The sequence below is a fragment of the Thiomicrorhabdus sp. genome, from assembly GCF_041583835.1.
Lineage (GTDB): Bacteria > Pseudomonadota > Gammaproteobacteria > Thiomicrospirales > Thiomicrospiraceae > Thiomicrorhabdus.
In genome coordinates this window covers 61,131-81,504 of sequence record NZ_JBFHFC010000010.1, presented here as the reverse complement: position 1 = coordinate 81,504, position 20,374 = coordinate 61,131, and the positions used below count along the sequence as shown (strand labels likewise).

General features: G+C 46.7%; 16 protein-coding genes. 9 read left to right on the top strand and 7 right to left on the bottom strand.

What is annotated here, in order from left to right:
- On the top strand, positions 1 to 945 hold a 945-nt coding region (locus tag ABY044_RS07200; protein ID WP_373019549.1), incomplete at its 5' end, for a pyridoxamine 5'-phosphate oxidase family protein.
- Positions 946 to 1,619: 674 nt separating this feature from the next.
- On the opposite strand, the gene ABY044_RS07195 is transcribed toward ABY044_RS07200, so the two are convergent.
- Positions 1,620 to 4,328: a methyl-accepting chemotaxis protein gene (locus ABY044_RS07195; RefSeq protein WP_373019548.1), complete on the bottom strand. Its 2,709-nt coding sequence runs from the start codon at positions 4,326 to 4,328 to the stop codon at positions 1,620 to 1,622.
- Positions 4,329 to 4,517: 189 nt separating this feature from the next.
- On the opposite strand from ABY044_RS07195, the gene ABY044_RS07190 reads away from it, so the two are divergent.
- The 3 genes from ABY044_RS07190 (at position 4,518) to ABY044_RS07180 (ending at position 7,530) form a co-directional block, all read left to right on the top strand.
- Positions 4,518 to 5,051 carry a hypothetical protein gene (locus ABY044_RS07190; RefSeq protein ID WP_373019547.1) on the top strand — a complete coding sequence of 178 codons (534 nt, stop codon included), beginning with the start codon at positions 4,518 to 4,520 and terminating at the stop codon, positions 5,049 to 5,051.
- Between the two features lie 137 nt (positions 5,052 to 5,188).
- Complete coding sequence (locus tag ABY044_RS07185; protein WP_373019546.1) at positions 5,189 to 6,376, top strand: EAL and HDOD domain-containing protein; 1,188 nt, start codon at positions 5,189 to 5,191, stop codon at positions 6,374 to 6,376.
- 14 nt (positions 6,377 to 6,390) lie between these two features.
- Positions 6,391 to 7,530, top strand: coding sequence for a histone deacetylase (locus tag ABY044_RS07180; RefSeq protein WP_373019545.1), 1,140 nt, complete (start codon positions 6,391 to 6,393; stop codon positions 7,528 to 7,530).
- Positions 7,531 to 7,588: 58 nt separating this feature from the next.
- On the opposite strand, the gene ABY044_RS07175 is transcribed toward ABY044_RS07180, so the two are convergent.
- Positions 7,589 to 7,945, bottom strand: a complete 357-nt coding sequence (locus ABY044_RS07175) for a PilZ domain-containing protein (protein WP_373019544.1) — start codon at positions 7,943 to 7,945, stop codon at positions 7,589 to 7,591.
- Positions 7,946 to 8,158: 213 nt separating this feature from the next.
- The gene (locus tag ABY044_RS07170; protein WP_373019543.1) at positions 8,159 to 9,625 is read right to left on the bottom strand and encodes a YdiU family protein; all 1,467 of its coding nucleotides are present in this window, start codon (positions 9,623 to 9,625) and stop codon (positions 8,159 to 8,161) included.
- Between the two features lie 190 nt (positions 9,626 to 9,815).
- Between ABY044_RS07170 and ABY044_RS07165 the strand changes: the two genes are divergently transcribed.
- The 4 genes from ABY044_RS07165 (at position 9,816) to ABY044_RS07150 (ending at position 14,154) form a co-directional block, all read left to right on the top strand.
- Positions 9,816 to 10,115, top strand: a complete 300-nt coding sequence (locus ABY044_RS07165; protein ID WP_373019542.1) for a heavy-metal-associated domain-containing protein — start codon at positions 9,816 to 9,818, stop codon at positions 10,113 to 10,115.
- A 14-nt stretch (positions 10,116 to 10,129) separates the two neighbouring features.
- Positions 10,130 to 12,358, top strand: coding sequence for a DNA topoisomerase IV subunit A (gene parC, locus ABY044_RS07160; protein ID WP_373019541.1), 2,229 nt, complete (start codon positions 10,130 to 10,132; stop codon positions 12,356 to 12,358).
- Between the two features lie 173 nt (positions 12,359 to 12,531).
- Positions 12,532 to 13,371 carry a motility-associated protein gene (locus ABY044_RS07155; protein WP_373019540.1) on the top strand — a complete coding sequence of 280 codons (840 nt, stop codon included), beginning with the start codon at positions 12,532 to 12,534 and terminating at the stop codon, positions 13,369 to 13,371.
- A 57-nt stretch (positions 13,372 to 13,428) separates the two neighbouring features.
- The gene (locus ABY044_RS07150) at positions 13,429 to 14,154 is read left to right on the top strand and encodes a flagellar motor protein MotB (protein WP_373019539.1); all 726 of its coding nucleotides are present in this window, start codon (positions 13,429 to 13,431) and stop codon (positions 14,152 to 14,154) included.
- 8 nt (positions 14,155 to 14,162) lie between these two features.
- On the opposite strand, the gene ABY044_RS07145 is transcribed toward ABY044_RS07150, so the two are convergent.
- From ABY044_RS07145 to hemA, 4 genes are all read right to left on the bottom strand, one after another.
- Complete coding sequence (locus ABY044_RS07145) at positions 14,163 to 14,936, bottom strand: ThiF family adenylyltransferase (protein WP_373019538.1); 774 nt, start codon at positions 14,934 to 14,936, stop codon at positions 14,163 to 14,165.
- A gap of 77 nt (positions 14,937 to 15,013) precedes the next feature.
- The gene (prmC, locus tag ABY044_RS07140) at positions 15,014 to 15,868 is read right to left on the bottom strand and encodes a peptide chain release factor N(5)-glutamine methyltransferase (RefSeq protein WP_373019537.1); all 855 of its coding nucleotides are present in this window, start codon (positions 15,866 to 15,868) and stop codon (positions 15,014 to 15,016) included.
- Positions 15,869 to 15,895: 27 nt separating this feature from the next.
- Positions 15,896 to 16,984, bottom strand: coding sequence for a peptide chain release factor 1 (gene prfA, locus ABY044_RS07135; protein ID WP_373019536.1), 1,089 nt, complete (start codon positions 16,982 to 16,984; stop codon positions 15,896 to 15,898).
- Positions 16,985 to 17,051: 67 nt separating this feature from the next.
- Positions 17,052 to 18,323 (bottom strand): glutamyl-tRNA reductase, encoded by a 1,272-nt coding sequence (gene hemA, locus ABY044_RS07130; RefSeq protein WP_373019535.1) that lies wholly within the window; start codon positions 18,321 to 18,323, stop codon positions 17,052 to 17,054.
- 183 nt (positions 18,324 to 18,506) lie between these two features.
- On the opposite strand from hemA, the gene ABY044_RS07125 reads away from it, so the two are divergent.
- Positions 18,507 to 20,318 carry a tetratricopeptide repeat protein gene (locus ABY044_RS07125; protein WP_373019534.1) on the top strand — a complete coding sequence of 604 codons (1,812 nt, stop codon included), beginning with the start codon at positions 18,507 to 18,509 and terminating at the stop codon, positions 20,316 to 20,318.
- Positions 20,319 to 20,374: the final 56 nt, after the last annotated feature.

Sequence of the window (20,374 nt, the reverse complement as noted above, 5' to 3'; positions counted from 1 at the left end):
GAAGGTGAACTGGCTGTTCAGGCTCGAACCAGAGCTCGAACACTAGCTGTTTCGAGCGAAAGAGTGATTCGGCGGTTTATACCTGACGCTGCCATTAATTTCATCAGTCAGCAGACTATGGCTGTGGTTTCCAGTCGAGATGTAAAAGGTAATGTCTGGGCATCAATATTATTTGGTTCACCAGGATTCCTTAATGCTGAATCCGAAAGTCAATTACGTCTTGAGCAGACGTTATGTGTGAGCGCAATCGGTGATCCGATTTGGCAAAACCTTAATCAAGACCCTGAAATCGGTATTTTGCTAATAGAACTGAGTAGCCGTAAGCGGCTACGCATCAATGGACGAGTTCGACAGGATAGTAACAGTTACTTGATAGAAGTTGATCGTTCCTACCCTAACTGCCCTAAATATATCCAGACACGAAATCTGACTATGTCCGGCAATATTATGAATACACTGGAAACAAACACGGCAAGCGGAGAACGACTTATACCAGAGCAATGTGAGCAATTGTCTCGTGCCGATACTTTTTTTGTTGCCAGTGCGCACCCTCAAGCAGGTTGTGATGCATCACATCGCGGAGGTCGCCCAGGTTTTATTGAAATTTTAAATACTCAACGACTACGTATTCCAGAATACGCTGGGAACGGTATGTTCAATACTCTAGGAAACTTTGAAAGCTACCCTTATGCAGGTCTTGTTTTTCCTGACTTTGAGAATAATCGTATACTGCAATTAACGGGACAAGTTGAGATGTTAAGGCATGAATATGCAACAAACGGAACAGAATACGGCCAGTTATACTACTGGGAGTTTAAACTGGAAAACTGGCAAGAAAGTGTGATTCCAGTAGAGTTGAAGTGGGAATTTCTCGACTATTCGCCCTTTTTGCCCATGAATCCAATGCCCCAACCGGTAGATGCAGGAGGCACGGGTAAATCCTAAATCTTTCGAAAAGAAGCCTCGTTGTTAACCGCCGGAGCAGGTGCTCACAAATCAAGCCTTCTAAGCCCCCAATATTTCATACTCCTTTGTTCAAGATCGTTTAGAGCAGAAAGATGGATTTCAAAACTGTTGTATTCTGCACTGCGAACTTTGCAAAAGTGGCCGCCATTTTTTAATGAGAGAATAAGCCTTTTGATATTGAGAAGCAATGGAGAGATTATCCTGAGTGACCAGTCGTGATTCTCCCTCTGTTTAGGCCAGAAAGTGTGATATGAAATTTAATATGCTCAGGCACTCATTTGCAGTTAATCCTTTAAATAGTGCAGGGTTGGTGTTGCTATTAGAAGATGACTTATTTAAAAGATGCTCAAAAAGTCTGCTAAGTTCCATCAAAATTGTTGGGGGTTTTATGATTATTTCAATCGGATGCTTATCATTAAAGAAACCCAAATAAGGACGATACCAGCTAAGCATTCCTCCGTTATTATTGGAGTCAATTAGCATTATTTTGGGTTTAGTACAGGCTGTTACTGGAAGTAGGTTCCATGATTCTTTCGCATAACCGTTTTCTTTAAGATATAACGGACATACTTTTGGATGATTTGAGAGCTAATAACCTTTCTTGAAAAAGCCAACAAGTCTGTTGGCTTTATTTATATTTATTAGATAAACGTTTAAAACTCTCCCCATTCTGCCTCTTTGACGGTAATGGAGGTTAGTTGCTTATCGTCGTCCGGTTTTACTTGGCTGAGCTGAGGGGCTGGTCGGCTAGTTTCGGGGGCGGCGATTTCGATCCGTGAATTTTCGATAGTGTCTTTGCCGACAGTGTCTTCTAAACGATCAATAGCGTCCATGACCTTATCCGACCAGGCGATGAATTTCTCTTTTTCTATATTGGCCAGTTGGATGTTTCCGGCTTCTTTGGCGTCCAGTACTTGTCCTAACGATTGGTGGAACGCTTCGTGTGCATTGATCAGATCCTGCATGGCCTGTATTTCAATGTATTTTTGTCCTTCGGTGCGAATCCAATATCCTAAAGGACATGACATATAGTCTCGCGCCGCTTGATGGTCAATATTGGTTTTTTGGCCTGCCAGTAAATTCTCGAGTTTGACATTCCAGGAGTGGTGCATCATTTTTGCTTCCGTAAAGTCGATGCTTTGAGTTAAGGACTGTCCACTGATGTTCAAGTCACCCAGGTTGAAACGGTCGACAAAATCAGCTTGAGTTTTGGATTGTTCACTCATGTTTCCGGCGGTTGCCGAAAGCTGTTCGACCAAAGCGGCGTTTTGCTGAGTCATTTGATCCAGATTGGTGATCGCTTGATTAATTTGAGAGATGCCTTTGGCCTGTTCCGTCGTTGTGCTTGATACTTCCGAAACCAGGGTTTCCACTTCATGAATTTTGTTTACCATTTCTTGGAATGCCGCGCCGGTTTGGTTGACCAGTTTGGTTCCGAGATCAATTTGAGTGGATGCCTCTGCGATCAATGCAGAAATCTCTTTCGAGGATTCGGCTGATTTTTGTGCCAGATTGCGCACTTCCCCTGCAACGACGGCGAATCCGCGACCGTGCTCGCCTGCACGTGCTGCTTCGACTGCGGCGTTGAGTGCGAGTAAATTGGTTTGGAAGGCGATACTGTCAATTAAGCTGGTGATATCACCGATTTTTTTGCTCAGTTCGCTGATACCGTTCATGGCATCCATGGTTTGGTTCATGACGGCAACGCCATCTTCTGCTTGTTGTGCCGATCCGTGAGCTAATTCATTGGCTTTTTCGGAGTGCTCGGCTGAGATTTGCAAGGTTGATGTTAATTCTTCCATGCTGGCAGCGGTCTCTTCCAGTGAGGCCGCTTGCTGCTGGGTTCGATCGGAGAGGTCTTCACTGGCCACGGACACTTCTTTGGACATGTTGCTGATTTCTTGTGATCCCAGTTTGACTTTGCCGAAGGTCAAGGCGATGTTGGATAGGGCATTGTTGACGGCGACTTTCATAGCCAGTAACTCACCGTCAAAGTCGCCTTGCAGGCGTTGGCTAAGATCGCCGTCACTCATATGGGACAGAATGTGGTTGAGGCTCTGTGTGGTTTCCGAAAAGCTATTTAATAGTTGGTTAATGGATATAGATAGCTTTTGTTCAAAACCGTTCAATCGTTCGGTATGAATTCGTCCGCTTAAATTTCCTTTCGCCGCGTTGGAGACGATATTTTCTATTTCGTCTTCAATTGCTAACTGGCTGGTCATCAATTTCCACTCGGCAACGGTTCCGATACGTTCGTTATTTTCGTCGAAAATCGGGTCGACAATCAGATCGACAATCTCTTTGCCAAGATGAATACGGGCATTATAGGTAGTCGTCAGGTTTTCTAAAATGTCCTGTTGGCGGTGAGGGTTCTTATGGAATATGTCGATGTTTTGTCGTATGAGATTTTCGGCGTTAAATTCCGGAAGGTCTTTTTGAATATCCGTTTCGATTTCCTTAAGCATCTTGCGTACGGATTCGTTCATGAAGATTATGCTTCTGAATCGATCGGCCACCATGATATTCGAGGATGCCGAGTTGAGGGCGCTTTCGATGCGTTTTGCGTTATTCAATGCCGCTTTGGTGTCGTCAAAGTCGGCTCCGAGTTTGATTTGCATGGATTTAAGACGTCCAAGAACCCGGCTGATTAGGCTTTTACCATTGCTTTTTATCTGGTTGTTGAAGTTTCCTTCGGAAATCGAGGTGATGTGGTTTTCGAGTTCTTTCAAACGCCTGCCGTTAACGTGGGTCGCATAAAGTATCACCAAGATGATTAGAATATCGAAGATTTCGAAAAAAGAGGAGGGTATGCCTGTATCCACAGTTAGGGAGGTGAATATCGAAATCAATAGGAGAGTCGAGAGAAACGAGACGATCGAAGTCAAATTGAAGTGATTGAAAATATCGGCTCTGCTTTTGGGAGTTTCAATCTCGCCGTTGACCAGTTTGATTTTTCCGGCTTCTATGTCTTTGTATGCCTGGGAGGCAATGCGTTTCTGTTCTTCGGTCGCCGGTGTTCTGACCGACATATAACCGACGATTTCGCCATTTTCGAAAATGGGGGTGGCATTGGCGACTACCCAGTAGTGATCACCGTTTTTTCTGCGGTTTTTAACAATTTGGGACCAAGGTTTTCCTGACTGGAGCGTTTGCCAGAAATCTTTGAAAACTACGGCGGGAACATCGGGATGACGTAAGATATTGTGCGGTTGGCCGACAAGTTCTTTCCACTCGTAGCCACTGGCTTCGATAAAGGCTTCGTTTGCCTCAAGTATGTTGCCATGCAGGTCTGTACGGGATACTATCGTCAGATTGTCGTTTAAAACGTATTCGTTTTGGGTAATGTTGCCATTGTTTTGCATGGTCGGTTCTCACATGTCTTTAGGTGACGATGTCTAAAAAGGCCGGAATATAAGAAATCGACCTTATGTAGGGCTGTTCTAGTATTGAATATAGAGTTTTAAGTATACGATTTCTAATAGATTATACATATCTATCAATAAAACTTAGGGGGAAGGGGTTTGGTAAAAAGATTATTTATGGTTTGGGTTATGTCGATGTTTAGCAGCTTGAGTTTTGCCGAATCCGAGCAGCAAGTGCTTCACGATTACCATTTGACCACTTATAAAGATATGCAGGGAAGCGTGCAAGAGCTTGAGTTGTTCACTAAGTTAGAGGATAGAGATGCTTTTTTTGGTGTGACCTGTACCGGTATGTCGCCTTTCCCTCTGTTGCAAGTCGTGCTTTTTAATGATGAGGTTTTGAGTGACGTGCCTCGCTTGATTCAAGTGGATTATAAAATCGATGGAAAAACGGCAACACATCCTGCGGCAATCCAAGGGATTTTAAAAGCAATTGATACGGTTGAAGAACGATCCAATAAAATACGAATTGAAGTGGACGCACAAAAATTTCGTTCAATGGCGGAAATGAAACGGGCTTATCAGGGATTGCTTGACGATTTAATGAGTGGTGAACGTGTGAGTTTGCAGTTTACGCACCGTTCCATAGAGGGAAAAACTTATCGGTTTTCTTTAAAAGGGTTAAAGCCTCTTTTACAGCCTTATGAAGCAATCTGTTACTAGGGCCGACACCTTTGAAAGGAATTTGGATAGGGCAAAATACCTACAAAAAGTAAAGCTATAGTTACAAGTGCGTACTTTTACTATATAATAAGCGATTTTACGAATATGTATCTTCCTTAATTATAGTGTGAGTTATTGTGACTACAGCAGATATTTTCATCGGGCGTCAGCCTGTCATAGATAGAAACCGTGATTTGGTCGCGTATGAACTGTTGTTCCGTGGAAGTGATTCTCACGATTCAGCGAAGTTCGATTGCCCTGACCGAGCTACTGAATCCGTGATTTCTAACGCTCTTTTGGGGTTTGGTATTGATGAGTTAGTGGGGCCTTATAAGGCTTATGTAAACTTTCCTGAATCGTTCTTTCATGCCGAAGTTGAACCTCCGTTCAATCCTAATTTCATCGTTATCGAGGTGCTTGAAAATATTCGGCCGACTGAAGAGGTGATTGCCGGTTTAAAGCGACTCAAATCTCTGGGCTTTCAGATTGCATTGGATGATTTCGTTTTTAAGAAAGAGTACGTGCCTTTTTTGAAGTTGGCTGACATCATCAAGATTGAAGCGAACAGGCTTTCTATCGATAAAATTCCCTTGTTATTTTCAAAGATCAAAAATCTCACTAAAGCCAAACTTTTGGCCGAGAAGGTCGAGACTAGAGAGATCTATCAGGCTTGTATGAACGCAGGTTGTGACTTGTTCCAGGGGTATTTTTTCGCCAAACCGGACGTTCTCAAAGGAAAAAAGATATCGGTTGCAAAGTTCAATCTATTGGAATTGTTGAAAGGGGTTTCCGATCCGAATATCTCTTTGGAAGAGCTTGAAACGATTGTAGAACGCGATGTCGGACTGTCGCACAAGTTGCTGAAAATGGCGAGGCAGTATCGAACCAGTGACATGCCGGAGTTTAGTAATATCCGTGAAGTCCTGATGTTTTTCGGATTGAAGCGAGTTCAAGCCTGGAGTACCATGATTTCCATGGAATGTGCCGGGGAAGTGGTTCCGGAGATTTTTGTGATGGCATTGACTCGTGCAACCTTTATGCGTGAAGTGGCAATCAGAGAGTGTTTGCCGTTTGAAAACACGTTTTATTTAGCCGGTTTATTTTCGTTGCTGGATGTCATCATGAATCAGCCGTTGGAACAGGCGCTCAGTCAATTGCCTTTGCAGCAAAGAATTGTCGATGGGTTGTTGGAAGAGCGCGGCGATTATGGCCGACTTCTTAATATAGCAAAGTCTTTTGAGCAGAGTGAAGCACAACAAAGCCGAGTGAATTATGGTGATGTGTATTTGCGAGCGTTTAAGGAAACCTTAAAAATCTTGAACTAACGGAGTAGAGCAAAATGAGCGGACGTAGACAGTTTATAGAGAATGTATTGAAACTGGGCTTGGCGTCCGCAGCGTCTTTGACCACAGTCGGTTGTGGAACTCCGGTGCGACCGGGTGTACGAAGTACCGGTGTTGTGTTGGATAAGTTGTTTTTTGAACATGACCTACCCGAGCATCCGGAAAATGCCCAACGCCTGGTGGCGATTGATAAGGAATTGGAACGTCGGAGTTTATGGGAAAAATTGACTCCGGTTCAAGCGCGTTTGGCAAGTAATGAAGAGCTTCGTTGGGCGCATTCCCAAAACTACATTGATGAAATTGAAAGTATCAGCGAATACGGTGGCGGTTTTTTCGATCCTTACGTGGGCGATACCTATTTAAATTCGGTCTCTTTCGAGGCGGCAAAGATGGCAGCTGGCGGAGCTATCCAGTTGAATCTTGCCGTTTACGACCGTCAAGTCGATAGCGGCTTCGCTTTGTTGCGCCCACCGGGGCACCATGCCTTGGAAAACCGGGCGATGGGATTCTGTCTGTTTAATTCGGATGTGATTGCCGCTAGGGCGTTGCAAAAATACCGAGGCGTAAAACGGGTGGCGATCGTCGATTTCGATGTGCATCACGGTAACGGAACCCAGGATTTAACGATAGACGATCCGAGTATCATGGCGGTATCGATTCACCAGCATCCCTATTGGCCAATGACCGGAAAAGCCGAAATGGTCGGCGAAGGTGAAGCGCAAGGCACTAATGTGAACTGTCCTTTCGGCAGTGGAGCCGGTGACCAAGCTTACCTAAAGGTTTTCGACGAAGTGATTTTGCCGAAGCTGCAGGCTTTTCAGCCTCAGCAGATTATTGTTTTTGCCGGCTATGATGCACATTGGCGCGATCCGCTTGCGGAACATCGTGTGAGTATTGACGGTTTCAATCGTTTATTACAAAAATTGAAGGGGGCGGCACAGGATTTGTGCGGCGGTCGCTTGGCGCTTTCTTTGGGCGGAGGGTATGAGTTAGAGCCTTTGGCGCATTCCGTTGCAGGAAGTTTCGAAGTGCTTCTGGAAGAACCCTTAACCCCGGATCCCCTGGGTCCTTCTCCGCAGCGGGAAAACGATTATTCACGCCAATTGGAAGAATTAAAGCAGATTCATCGGGTTTAGAAATATTTCGTCATAGCCGTGAAGTTGTATGGCTATGCGGTATAAATCGGATTTCAAATCAGTCGTTGATAATGCGTTGACTGAGTTTGCTAAGGCGATGTTTGTAGTTGATGTAGTCTTTAATAGCGGCTTGATCGTTTTCGCCGATGTTGTTGAATTCGATGGATAAGTAGATTTGGTTTCCGGAATTATGGCGGTGAGTGACCTTTCCCACTAAGTTTAACAGCACAAAATGCTCGAAAGCCGGCAATTCAAATTCGACTTCGAGTTCGGTTCCCACTCTTGCCCCTCTTGCGGTAAGCACGCCGATCCACTCGGGAGACAAATCTACCAGTTGTGCCTGGGTGTGGCCGTTGCGACCGTAAAGGATTATTTTTCGATCGGTTTTGACGGTGTTTTTAGTCGTAGAGTCCATTCGGTTCGCACTTATTCTTGTTTTTATAAACCTTAAATCTGTTGTTTTGCGTGATTGATTTGCCGGGAATAAATTTTTCTGAGGCCGATGATATTCGACTTTTTACTTCCCAAGCTTTCGTTCTATTTTATTACATAATCTAGGGTTTTGTTTCAAGTTTGTAGGTCGAATTCGTTGTTCAAAGCCTGTCGGAATAGTGTTTAAAGTATGGCTCTACGAGGAACAGCTTAGAGCGATTCCTTTTTGGGATGCACTTTGCGGAGGTTGGTAATAACGTTCGGGCAGAGAGGGGTGTTTGCTCATTGGATTCTGGATGGCCTCAAAACAAGTTTCCAATAAAGTGAAATCCCCTTGTTCCGCCGCTTCGATAATTTCTTGATTGATGTAGTTTCGAAGTACGAATTTTGGTGTGTTTTTGAGTATCAATTCGTTACATTGTTGCGGATTCAACTCCAACGTGCGTCGAATGTAATAACGTTCTAACCAGATACGCCAGTATTTCGAATCCGGTAGCCATTGCGCGTCCAGACAGGCCTGTTCGGTTTCAAAATCGGCAAGTCGCAAGAAAAAGTGCTGAAAATCCAAGTCGGATTGATCCATCAGTATCAATAGGTCGGCCACCATCTTGCGGTCTTCTTCAAAATTTTCTTGTAGGCCGATTTTAGCGCGCATCTTTTCCAGATAACTTCGGTTGTATGTCTCAACATATTCGTTGACGGCATGTTCTTGCTGCTCTTGATTGAGTACCAGTCCAAAAGAGGCGGCTAATACTTGGCAGTTCCATAAGCCGATGCTCGGTTGTTGACTGTAAGCGTAACGACCTTCGGTATCCGAATGGTTACAGATATGGTGTATCTTGAAGTCGTCCATAAAAGCGTAAGGGCCGAAGTCGAAGGTTTCCGCTGCGATTGACATATTGTCGGTGTTTAAAACGCCGTGACAAAAACCGACGGACTGCCAACTTGCGATCAATTCAGCCGTCTTTTGGCAGATGACGGATAATAATTCCCCATATCTGTCACTTTCATCAATTTGTTTTAGCGCAGGGTAGATCGTTTCAATGACATAGTCCGCGAGAAGTTTGAATCCTGCAACGTCCTGTTGTTGTGCCAACCATTCGAAATGACCGAAGCGCACATGGGTTTTGGCGACGCGTATATAGCTGGCGCGGGGCTCCATCTGTTCGCGCCAAACGGTTTCTTGGCTATGGCAAACCGCCAGACAACGGGAACTAGGAATGCCTAAGGCGTGAAGCGCTTCGCCGCCCAGATATTCGCGGATAGCGGAACGTAATACGGCACGGCCGTCGCCTCTGCGGGAGTATGGAGTTTGTCCTGAACCTTTGAGGTGAAGATCCCAAATTTGTTGTTGATCGTCTTCACACTGTCCGAGCAGTAATCCTCTGCCGTCACCGAGGTCCGGGTTGTAATAACCGAATTGATGGCCGGTGTATTTCTGGGCGAGCGGATCGCATCCGGCCGGGAGGTTCTGCCCGGATACCATCTCCAATACGGTTTGTGCGGATAGGGTTAGCCCCAGGCTTTCTTCCAAAGACAGATTACGATGTACCAATGTTGGATTCGCCAATGATTCGGGCTGAACCTTGCTGAAAAAATGGTTCGGCAGTTGAGTATAACGGTTGAAGAAGTTCGACATGGCTCGCAGTTTGGAATTAGGCAATTAGGGGTATCATTGTAGCTTGAAACGCGTTATTAACCCAGTGTTTTGCTTGGTTATTGGCGTGCTGAGGAAGTTTGCTTTTGTATTGTGATTAAAATTTGTCTGTGGCGGGTACACCGATTATGGAAGTGTGTTAGATTATTGCGTTGAAATAGATGAATTTTAGCGGTTGGTTTGCCAAGGTGGGATTATGGGCTTGGAAATTGCAGTTGAGAATATAAAATGCGGCGGCTGTGCAAACAGTATTCGCAAACAGTTGTTGGGTTTGGAAGGTGTTGAACAGGTCGATGTTGATGTCGCTCAAGGTGTTGTATGCATCGCAGTCGACAGTGCGGCTCCCGAAGAGGGTTTGCTGGAGCAGGTACTCTTGCAGTTGCAAAAAATGGGGTATCCTCAAGTAGGCAGTGTCGAAGGGTTACGGGCAACGGGCGCCAAGGCGAAATCGTTTGTCTCTTGCGCCGTGGGCAAATTAACTGATAAAGAGCACTAAGTTAGGAGTGGATTGTGTCTCAGCAAGTGATTAACTATGAAGGGATTGAACAGTTACCTGTTGCCAGTTTTACTGAAAAAGCGTACTTAGATTATGCCATGTACGTTATCCTTGACCGTGCTTTGCCGCACATCGGCGATGGCCTGAAGCCGGTACAGCGCCGAATCATTTACGCTATGTCCGAGTTGGGTTTGAAAGCAAGCGCCAAATACAAAAAATCCGCGAGAACCGTCGGGGATGTACTCGGTAAATTCCATCCGCACGGCGACAGCGCTTGTTACGAAGCGATGGTGTTGATGGCGCAGGATTTCTCTTTCCGTTATCCATTGATCGACGGGCAAGGAAACTGGGGATCGATGGATGACCCCAAATCGTTTGCCGCGATGCGTTATACCGAATCCAGACTATCCAAATTCAGTCAATTGCTGCTTGAAGAGGTCGCGCAAGGTACGGTCGATTGGACACCTAACTTTGACGGTACGATGGATGAGCCTCTCGTGTTGCCTGCCCGCGTTCCTCATGTGCTTTTAAACGGAACTTCCGGAATCGCGGTGGGGATGGCGACCGATATCCCACCGCATAACCTGGTAGAAGTCATTAACGGCTGTGTGGCTCTTTTGGATAACCCCAAGTTGACAACCGAAGAATTGATGGAACATATTCCGGCGCCGGACTATCCGAATGTCGCACAGGTTATTACGCCGCGCAGTGAATTGTTGAAATTATATGAAACTGGTAACGGGGCCATTCGCCAGCGTGCCAGTTATCATGTAGAAGACGGCGTCAATGTGGTCATCGATGCATTGCCTTATCAGGTGTCCGGTTCCAAGCTATTGGAGCAGATCGCTTCGCAGATGCGCGCCAAGAAATTACCGATGGTGGTGGATTTACGAGACGAGTCGGATCATGAAAACCCGGTTCGTTTTGTTTTGGAATTACGTTCCAAACGAGTGGATGTCGAAACCGCGATGCTGCATTTGTGTGCAACCACCGATTTGGAAAAAAGTTATCGAGCCAATTTTAATGTGATTGGTTTGAACGGCCGTCCTCAGGTTAAAAACCTGAAGAGTATGCTCACCGAATGGCTGACTTATCGTACAGAGACCGTGCGTCGTCGTTTACAGTACCGTTTGGATAAGGTGTTGGCGAGATTGCATATTTTGGACGGGTTGCTGATCGCTTTTCTGAATATCGACGAAGTTATTGCGATTATTCGCGAGGAAGAGAAACCGAAACCGGTTTTGATGGAGCGTTTCGGGATCAGTGATTTGCAAGCCGAAGCGATTCTGGAATTGAAACTTCGTCATTTGGCTCGTTTGGAAGAGATGAAAATCCGTACCGAGCAGGCCGAGTTGGAAGCCGAGAGACAGAAGTTGGAAAAGATTTTAGGCAGCGCCACCCGTTTGAAAACCTTGGTGAAAAAAGAGTTGTTGGCAGATGCGGAAACCTATGGCGACGAACGAAAATCACCATTGGTACAGGCACGTTTGGCTCAGGCGATGAGCGAGCAGGATCTGTTGCCGTCGGAAGCCGTGACCGTCGTACTCTCTGAAAACGGTTGGGTGCGTGCGGCGAAAGGTCACGATGTCGACGGTATGAGCTTGGGCTACAAATCGGGCGATGCATTTTGCAGTCAAGACAGCGGACAGAGCCGACAGACCTGTGTGTTCATAGACGATACCGGACGAGCCTATGCGTTGGCGGCGCACAGCTTGCCGTCGGCGCGAAGTCACGGCGAACCTTTAACCGGACGATTAAGTCCTCCGGCGGGCGCTAATTTCAGACATGTGTTGCTAGGATCGGCAGACGAACAGATCATTCTAGCTTCCTCGGCAGGTTACGGTTTTATCACGAGTCTGGAGAATCTGTATTCCAAAAACAAAGCCGGTAAAACCATTCTGAGTTTGCCGGACAAGTCTTCGGTACTGGTTCCTGCGAAAGTTCAGCCGGATGATTGGGTGGTCGTCGTTACCGACGAACCTAGAATGTTGGTGTTTAAAGCGGAAGAATTGCCGGCGCTTGCTAAAGGTAAAGGTAATAAATTAATTCAAATGCCGAAAGGTCAGAATGTGAACGCCGTGTTTGCTTTCCAGCCGGGCAGTAAGTTGAGTTTGGTCGCGGACAAATACGAGAAGACCTTTGGGCCGACGGCAATTGAAGAGGCATTTTCAGCACGCGCCAAGCGCGGAATCGTTCTACCTAGAACCTTGAAAAAGGTGACTTCCATTCAGATCGTAACCTAAATGAAATGGGTAAGTAGGCATTGGTATGGGTTTTGCTTTTGTAGGTTTTTAGTTTTCGTTTGCATAAAACGGCCGGTCGGAAAGGCGATTTCCGTATGGGTGATTTGATGCGGAATGAAATGTTAAACGAATCGAATTGGTAGAACCCTAATATTTCTATAAAGTGATCTGATATGTTTGCAAAACCCATTGGGATAATCATTGTGCTGGTAAGCTTGTTGGGCGGTTTCGTCTTGATGGGCGGCAATCTGGCAGCCCTGTGGCATCCTTCCGAATTAGTGGTTATTTTAGGTATCTCTCTGGGTGCATTTTTGGCGTCGACTCCGGTTTATATCTGGATGCGCACTCTGGCTTATGTCGGACGCTTCTTTGCCGGAGAACGCGTCAATAAAAAACTGTATGCGGAAACCTTGGGATTATTGGAAGAGTTGGCTCGTCTGTCGCGTTCATCGGGAATGCTGGTATTGGAAAAGCACATTGTCAGCCCTGAGAATAGCCCGATTTTCATGCATTATTCTCAAGTAATGAAGCATCCGACTTTGAAGAAATTTATTGTCGATAACTTCAGCTACATGCTCCTTAATCCGCCCGCCACCTTAAATTTTCAACACCATTTGGAAAATCAGATCGACGATATCTACCAGTCGATGATGGAAGTCCCCAAAGCCTTGGGTAAGGTGGCTGATTGGCTGCCCGGTTTCGGGATCGTTGCCGCTGTACTCGGTGTTATTATCACCATGGAAATGCTGGGTGGTGAAATGGATGTGGCTAAAATCGGTACGGCAATTGGTGCCGCTTTAGTGGGAACTTTAACCGGGGTGTTTGTTGCGTTTGCCGTCATTGCGCCTTTTGTGCACGCCGTTGAGGTGATGATTCGCCAAGACCGTTCCTTGTTTGAAATGGCCGCCGCTTTTATCGAAGCGTACGAAAGCGGCGTTTCTCCAAACTTAGCCGTTGAAATCGGGCGTCAGCGCGTACCGCCGGAATTTGAAGTTCCGCGTGATGAGGCATAGCCGGTATGCGTTTATGCATGAATTTTTTAATGAATAGCCTGTGCCAAGGATGAAGTGATGGGACGTCGCGGAGGTCATGACGAAGGCGGAGCACATGGAGGCTCGTGGAAAATCGCTTTAGCCGATTTGATGACGGTGTTGATGGTGTTTTTCCTGGTTATGTGGCTGATGGCTGTGGTCGAGCCCGAGAAACGTCGGGCATTCGTCGATAGTTTGACGGGGCAAGAGGCGTCCCAGCCCGTTAGTTTGCTCGATCAAACTGCGGCGCAACCGGGCACCGAGATCAACTTGTTGGATTTGAGACCGCCGGTTACGGAGCAGGAGATTCGCGAAACCCTTAAAAAGGTGAATCCGCGAGACGTCGATATTGAAGAGGGGCCGGATTACACCAAGATTACCCTAAGATCGGACAGTTTTTTTGAAAGCGGTCGTGCCACCATTAGCGATAATACTCGAGAGCAGTTGGAAGCGTTAGGTGAAACCTTGATGGGGCGCGGGCAAAAAATGGTGATTTCCGGTTATACCGACGATTTACCGATCAGTAATTTTCAATTTCCGTCTAACTGGGAATTGTCCGCCGCCCGAGCGGCAACGGTTGCACGAACTTTTATTTATATGGGATTGGATAAGAATCTCGTTAAAATCGAGGGGAATGCCGATAACGAGCCGGTGGTGCCGAATGATTCTTCCTATAGTCGTTCGTTGAACCGCCGCGTAATCATTAAAATCGACAAACGTCAGACAACCCAGAAGCCGATCGGGGATCCGATCATGCCGAAATAAGGTTGCCTCTACGGTTGGTCTTTACCGCAATGGTGGCACTGTTCGTCTTTCTTTAGATTGAGTGTCCGTATCTGCATGGTGTAAGCGTCGACAATCATCAGTTTTCCGGTCAAAGTAGGCTGGTCAAGCAGCGCTTTGATTGCTTCGATCGCCTGCATGCTCCCTATCATTCCTACGACCGGCGAAAGTACGCCGTTCTGGCTGCAAGTCAATTCCACGCCGCCTTCCTCTTTGTAAAGGCATTGATAGCACGGACTGTCCGGTTTACGGAAATCGTAAGTGCTGAGCTGTCCTTCCCAGCGGATTGCCGCGCCGGAAATCAATGGTTTTTTGGCTTGGTAGCAGGCGCGGTTCAGGGCAAAGCGCGAGGAGAAATTGTCGGTACAATCAAGAACGACGTCGGACGAGTCAACCAGCTTTTGCAACTCCTCTGAGTCAAGTCGATGATTGACGGTTTCTATTTCAATATGGTGATTCAGTGCGGAGAGATTCTGTTTAGCCGATTCAACCTTGGGCTGACCGATATTGACTTCGCGATGAACGACTTGGCGTTGTAAATTGGAGTCGTCGACTTCGTCGAAATCCACCAATGTCAGTTTACCAATTCCGGCAGAAGCGAGATAGAGCGAAACCGGAGAGCCTAAGCCACCTAAACCAAAAATAACGGCGTGCGATTGAGATAGGGTCAATTGCCCGCTGTAGTCGATTTCCGGTAGTAGGATTTGGCGGCTGTAACGCGATAGTTCCGCATCATTGAGTTCGGTTTTCAACGGGTTTGGCATAGTTTCTATTCCGCTTTATGGTTTTCTTATTTTAAAGTGAATCGTCCGGCTTTTTCCAATTCGGTTTTATTGGGTGGCTATAACCGTTCCGGAAGTTGTCCAAGTGTCATGCGAGGGTTATCGCCATAATCTTTGATGGTGGCGATGTTCCGGTAGCCGTATTGTAAAAACAACTGTTGCACGGCACCGGCCTGGTTGTAACCATGCTCGACCAGGGTCCAGCCTTGCGGTTTCAAGAAGGAGCAGGCCTGTTGAATAATGATTTTCAAATCGTTGAGGCCGTCATGTCCGGCGGTTAATGCTGTGATCGGTTCAAAGCGAACATCGCCTTGCGACAGGTGCTCGTCTTTATCTTCAATGTATGGAGGATTTGAAACGATCAGGTCGAAGCGTTCGCTGGAATCAATATTTTCAAACCAGCTACTTTGTTTGAATTCGATGTCGAGTTTAAGGTTCCGGGCGTTTTCCTGCGCAACTTTAAGTGCCGGTAAGCTTAGGTCGACGGCCATGACGCGGCATTGCGGCCGTTCGGATTTTAGTGCCAACGCAATAGCGCCCGTTCCGGTGCCTAAGTCAAGAATATCGCAAGGGGATTGGTCAGGCAGAATGCTAAGCGCCGTTTCGATCAGGATTTCGGTGTCGGGGCGCGGAATCAGAGTGTCGTTGGTGACTTTCAGCGCTAATCCCCAGAATTCCCGTTCGCCGGTTAGGTGTGCAATTGGGTGGCCTTGTAAACGCTGTTGTAACTTTTCTTCAAAACAGCTTAGCTGTCTGTTATCCAGTGCTTTTTCCGGCCATGTGAACAGGTAGGTTCGGGTTTGGCCGAGGCAGTGCGCCAACAGCAGTTCGGCATCCAGGCGTGGTGTGTCGCCGATCGCTTGGCTACGAATTTGACTGCTGGCCCTATCAAGCGCCTCTTGGATGGTCTTCACGAAGCCTGGCCTCTTAATATCGACGGATCAGTTTTCCGCGCTGAGAGCGGCAAGCTGTTCGGCTTGGTATTCGTTCACCAGTGGGTCGATAACTTGCTCGAGTCCGCCTGCCATGATTTCGTCCAACTTATATAGGGTTAAGTTGATACGGTGATCGGTCACGCGACCTTGAGGATAGTTGTAGGTACGAATTCGTTCAGAACGGTCGCCGCTACCGACCAGACTTTTACGTTCCTGGGCAATCTCTTTTTCATGCACTTGGCGTTTGGCATCCATGATGCGGGAAGCCAGTAAGGACATGGCGCGTGCACGGTTTTTATGCTGTGAACGTTCGTCCTGACATTCAACCACGGTTCCGGTCGGAATGTGGGTGATACGGATAGCGGAATCGGTCTTGTTAACGTGCTGACCACCGGCACCGGAGGCACGGAAAGTATCAACTTTTAAGTCGGCCGGGTTTAACTCGATTTCTTCAACATCCGGTGCTTCCGGCATAATGACGACGGTTGCTGCGGAGGTATGTACTCGCCCTTGAGTTTCTGTGGCCGGTACGCGTTGGACGCGATGTGCGCCCGATTCGAATTTGAGTTTCGAGTAGGCGCCGTCACCGATAAGACGGGCGATAATCTCTTTGTAGCCGCCGTGTTCGCCTTCTTGTGAGTTAATCACTTCTACCTGCCAGCGCATCTTCTCAGCATAACGGCTGTACATTCTGAACAGGTCTCCGGCAAAAATTGCGGCTTCGTCCCCGCCGGTTCCTGCACGGATTTCCAGGAATATGTTGGCGTCGTCGTTCGGATCGCGAGGCAATAGCATGGTTTGCAGTTCGAGTTCCAAGTTAGCTAACTGTTTTTCCAGTTGAGGAAGCTCTTCTTGTCCCATTTCCTTAAGGTCGGGATCGCCGGACTTAATCATATCCTTAGCTTCCTGCAAATCGCCTTCGGTGCTTTCGAATGCATTGAAGGCATCGACTACCGGAGTTAGTTGTGCGTGTTCTTTGGTCAGGCCGCGGAATTTGTTTTGGTCACTGATGACGTCTGGATCGGAGATCAGGGCGTTGACCTCATCCAGGCGTTCTACCAAGTTTTGCAGTTTGATTCGAATAGAGTCTTTCACGGGGTTCTCGATGTTCAGTTGACGGTGAAAATGTCAGGTTATAAAGAATTATAAAGGCTAGCTTGCGCTACTTGTGTTGTTCGTCGTCGGCCAATAAAAGCGTTTTTGCCGAGTCGATTAAGTTGTGTTGACCCGCCAAGCCGGCTTGGTGTAGCTGTTTGGTTGGCGTGTGCAATAGCTTGTTAGTCAGTTGGTTAGCCAGTTTTTTGATGATTTCTTGAGGATCGGTACCGAGTTCAAGCTGACGTAACGCTTGATTCATGGCTTGATCCTTAATTTCCAGACAGTGTTGGCGGTATTGATGAATCAACGGGTTGACCTGTTGGATTGCATTTAATTGCGCCATGAAAGTTTCCGCCTGAACATCAATAATCTCTTCCGCTTCCAATGCGGCGGTCTGGCGTGACTGTTTGTTATCTTCAATGATTTCATGCAGGTCGTCGACCGTGTAGAGGTAGACGTCTTCCAGTTCTTCGATGCTGGCTTCGATATCCCGAGGAACGGCGATATCCACCATGAACATCGGACGGTTTTTACGACGTTTTAAAGCCGGCTTGACCTGCTCTTTTTTCAAGATTGCATTGGGACTGCCGGTCGATCCGATAACTAAATCCGCTTCGTGCAAATGATCCGGAATTTCATCCAGTTGGATGGCATAACCGCCGACACTTTCGGCTAGGTCATGTGCGCGTTCCAGAGTGCGGTTGGCGATGATCAGTTTTCCGATTTGGCTCTCTTTCAAGTGGCGTGCAACCAGTTCGATGGTCTCGCCGGCGCCAAGAAGCAAAGCGGTTTGTTCGGAAAGGTCGCCGAAGAACTGTTTGGATAGCGTGACTGCGGAAAAAGCGACTGATACCGGACTGGAGCCTATGGCTGTGTCGGTACGCACTTGTTTGACCGTTCTGAATATGTGCTGGAACAGGTTTTCCAAAGTATGGTGGATGCTGTCAGCCTTATGAGCCAAATTATAGGCGTCTTTAACTTGGCCGAAAATTTGCGGTTCGCCTAATACTAATGAGTTTAATCCGCTGGCAACCCGCATAATGTGTTTTACCGCATCGATATCATGGTAGTTGTAGAGATATTGATTTAAGGCATTTTCGGGTTGTTCAAAGAAAGCGTCCAGCCAAGCATGGATTTGTTTGAGTGCATCGGGGCTTTTGGGCGTGCAATAAATTTCAGTTCTGTTGCATGTGGATAAGATGATACACTCTGAGACCAATTGCTTATTTTTGAGTTCGGACATCGCGCAAAGAGCCCGTTCTGGAGTGAATGACACGGTTTCACGGATGTCGACCGGTGCGGTCTCGTGATTAACGCCAAGAGTGAGTAGCTTCATAATCGAGTGGTGTACCGTAAAATGTTCCAGAGCGAATTGTGACCAAAGAGGCGTAATTCTGCTAAATTATAGGGCTAATTGCAAGTTTTAATAAGGGTTTTGCCCGTTTTAGAAGATGAAAAGTTGAAGTCGGGTCTCTGTATGTTATTGTGTTTCAGGGGGCTTGAATAGGAAAATTCAGTAATGTATTTAGACAGTTTTGTTGAAAGGTTTTTAGTGAAAGGCAGCATGAATAAGTGGCTTGCCTGTGTCGGTTTGTTTGCGCTTTCGGGATGTTCGACGATGGATGCACAGAAGCCGGCTCAGAATTCTTTGATCTCGTCACAACCTCCGGCCCCGTTTGTGACGGTCGGTGATCAAACATCATTAAAAACGTCGGAGTTGAGTGCGCAGTTGATGTATCAAGTGTTGGCTGCGGAGGTCATGGTGGCGAAAGGGTATCCTGGAGACGCTTATGACTTGATTTATCCTCTGGCGCTTAAAACACGGAATGTCGAATTGGTTAAGCGGGCTTTCGAATTATCGATGGCAACTTATGACGAGGATAATATCGGTCGTGCAGCGCAGCTTTGGTTGGAAGTGGAGCCGGCTAATCCGACGCCTTGGCGTGCATCCTATTTAATGTCATTGCGTGCCGGCAAGGTTGAGCAGGCAATTGATCAATGGAAGCACTACCGAACCTTATCCACGGCGAGTTTGGAGGAAGATGTTTTATCTGCGGCTCAAAGAGCGGCGCGAGCTGCGGGTGCGGAAGTCGTGATGCCTTTTTTTGAACAAGTTGTTAAAACTTACCCGGATGTGTGGCAGGTTTATTATGGTTACGGTTTTTTAGCGGCACACTACGAGCAGTCGGATAAAGCGGTGCCCATGTTGAAAAAGGCTTTGGCATTGTTGCCTAAAAAGGAGCGCGAGCAAACAGAGCCGCAAATTTATCAGTTGCTTTCCCAAGTTTATTTAAAGTTGAATTCACCTTTACCGGGCTTGTTGGAATTGAATTCTTATCTTAAGAGGCATCCGGACGATTGGCTGGTTCAGGAAAGAGTCGCTCGGTTGGAAGTAAAAGCTGAGAAGTTTACTCAGGCCGAATCGCGTTATAAAACGATATTGAAGGCGAATCCGGAAGCGACGACTTCTAGGTTGTCTTTGGCGCTATTGCAGATTGAAATGGAGAAATTCTCCGATGCGCGTAAAAACCTGGAGCATGTAGCCGTTCAGCCCGGTTATGATTCGGTGGGTTATTATTATTTAGGTGTGTTGAGTCAAGAGCAAGAGAATTTAGACGAGGCTATGGCGTTTTACGGTTTAGTGAAGCAGGAGCCGTATTCGATTGACGCGAAGTTGCATCAGGCCGAAATTGTATTTGCATCCAAGGGGTTAAACGATGCTCTGGCGGTATTGGATCAGATTGACAGTGAAAGTGTCGAGGCCAAAGTCAAAGTGTTGAGAGCGAAAGGAATATTCTACCGGGCCAGTCAAATGTTCGAGAAGTCGGTAGCGGAGTATAGTCAGGCGATTGACTTGGATCCGAACAATATTGAATTGTTGTTGGCGCAGTCGGTTATGTTGTACGACCTTAAACGCTTTGATGAATATGAGGCAAATCTGAAAAGGGTTATAGAGCTGGATCCGAATGAGGTGGATGCCTTAAATGCGTTGGGTTACTTTTATGTCGAACAGGGCATAAAGATGAAGGACGCGGAAAAGTTATTGAATAAAGCTTTTAAATTGGCGCCGGACAGTTATTATGTATTGGATAGTATCGGTTGGTTAGCCTATCAGCAGAAAAAGTATCAAGAGGCTGAAGCTTATCTCAGAAAAGCATTGTCCATTAAACTGGACGACGTGGTTTTGATGCATTTGGTTGCAACACTGTGGCAGGCCGGGCAGACAGAGCAGGCGACGCAGCTTTGGGCGAAATACAAAGATCAGTTTATAAATAATTCGGAATATCAAACGCTTATTGATCGTTTGAAATCCGGTGAAGTGATTCGGTGATTCAATAATAGCGTTTAGATGTAAAGAAACCTTAAATAACCTAAAGAAAAAGTAAA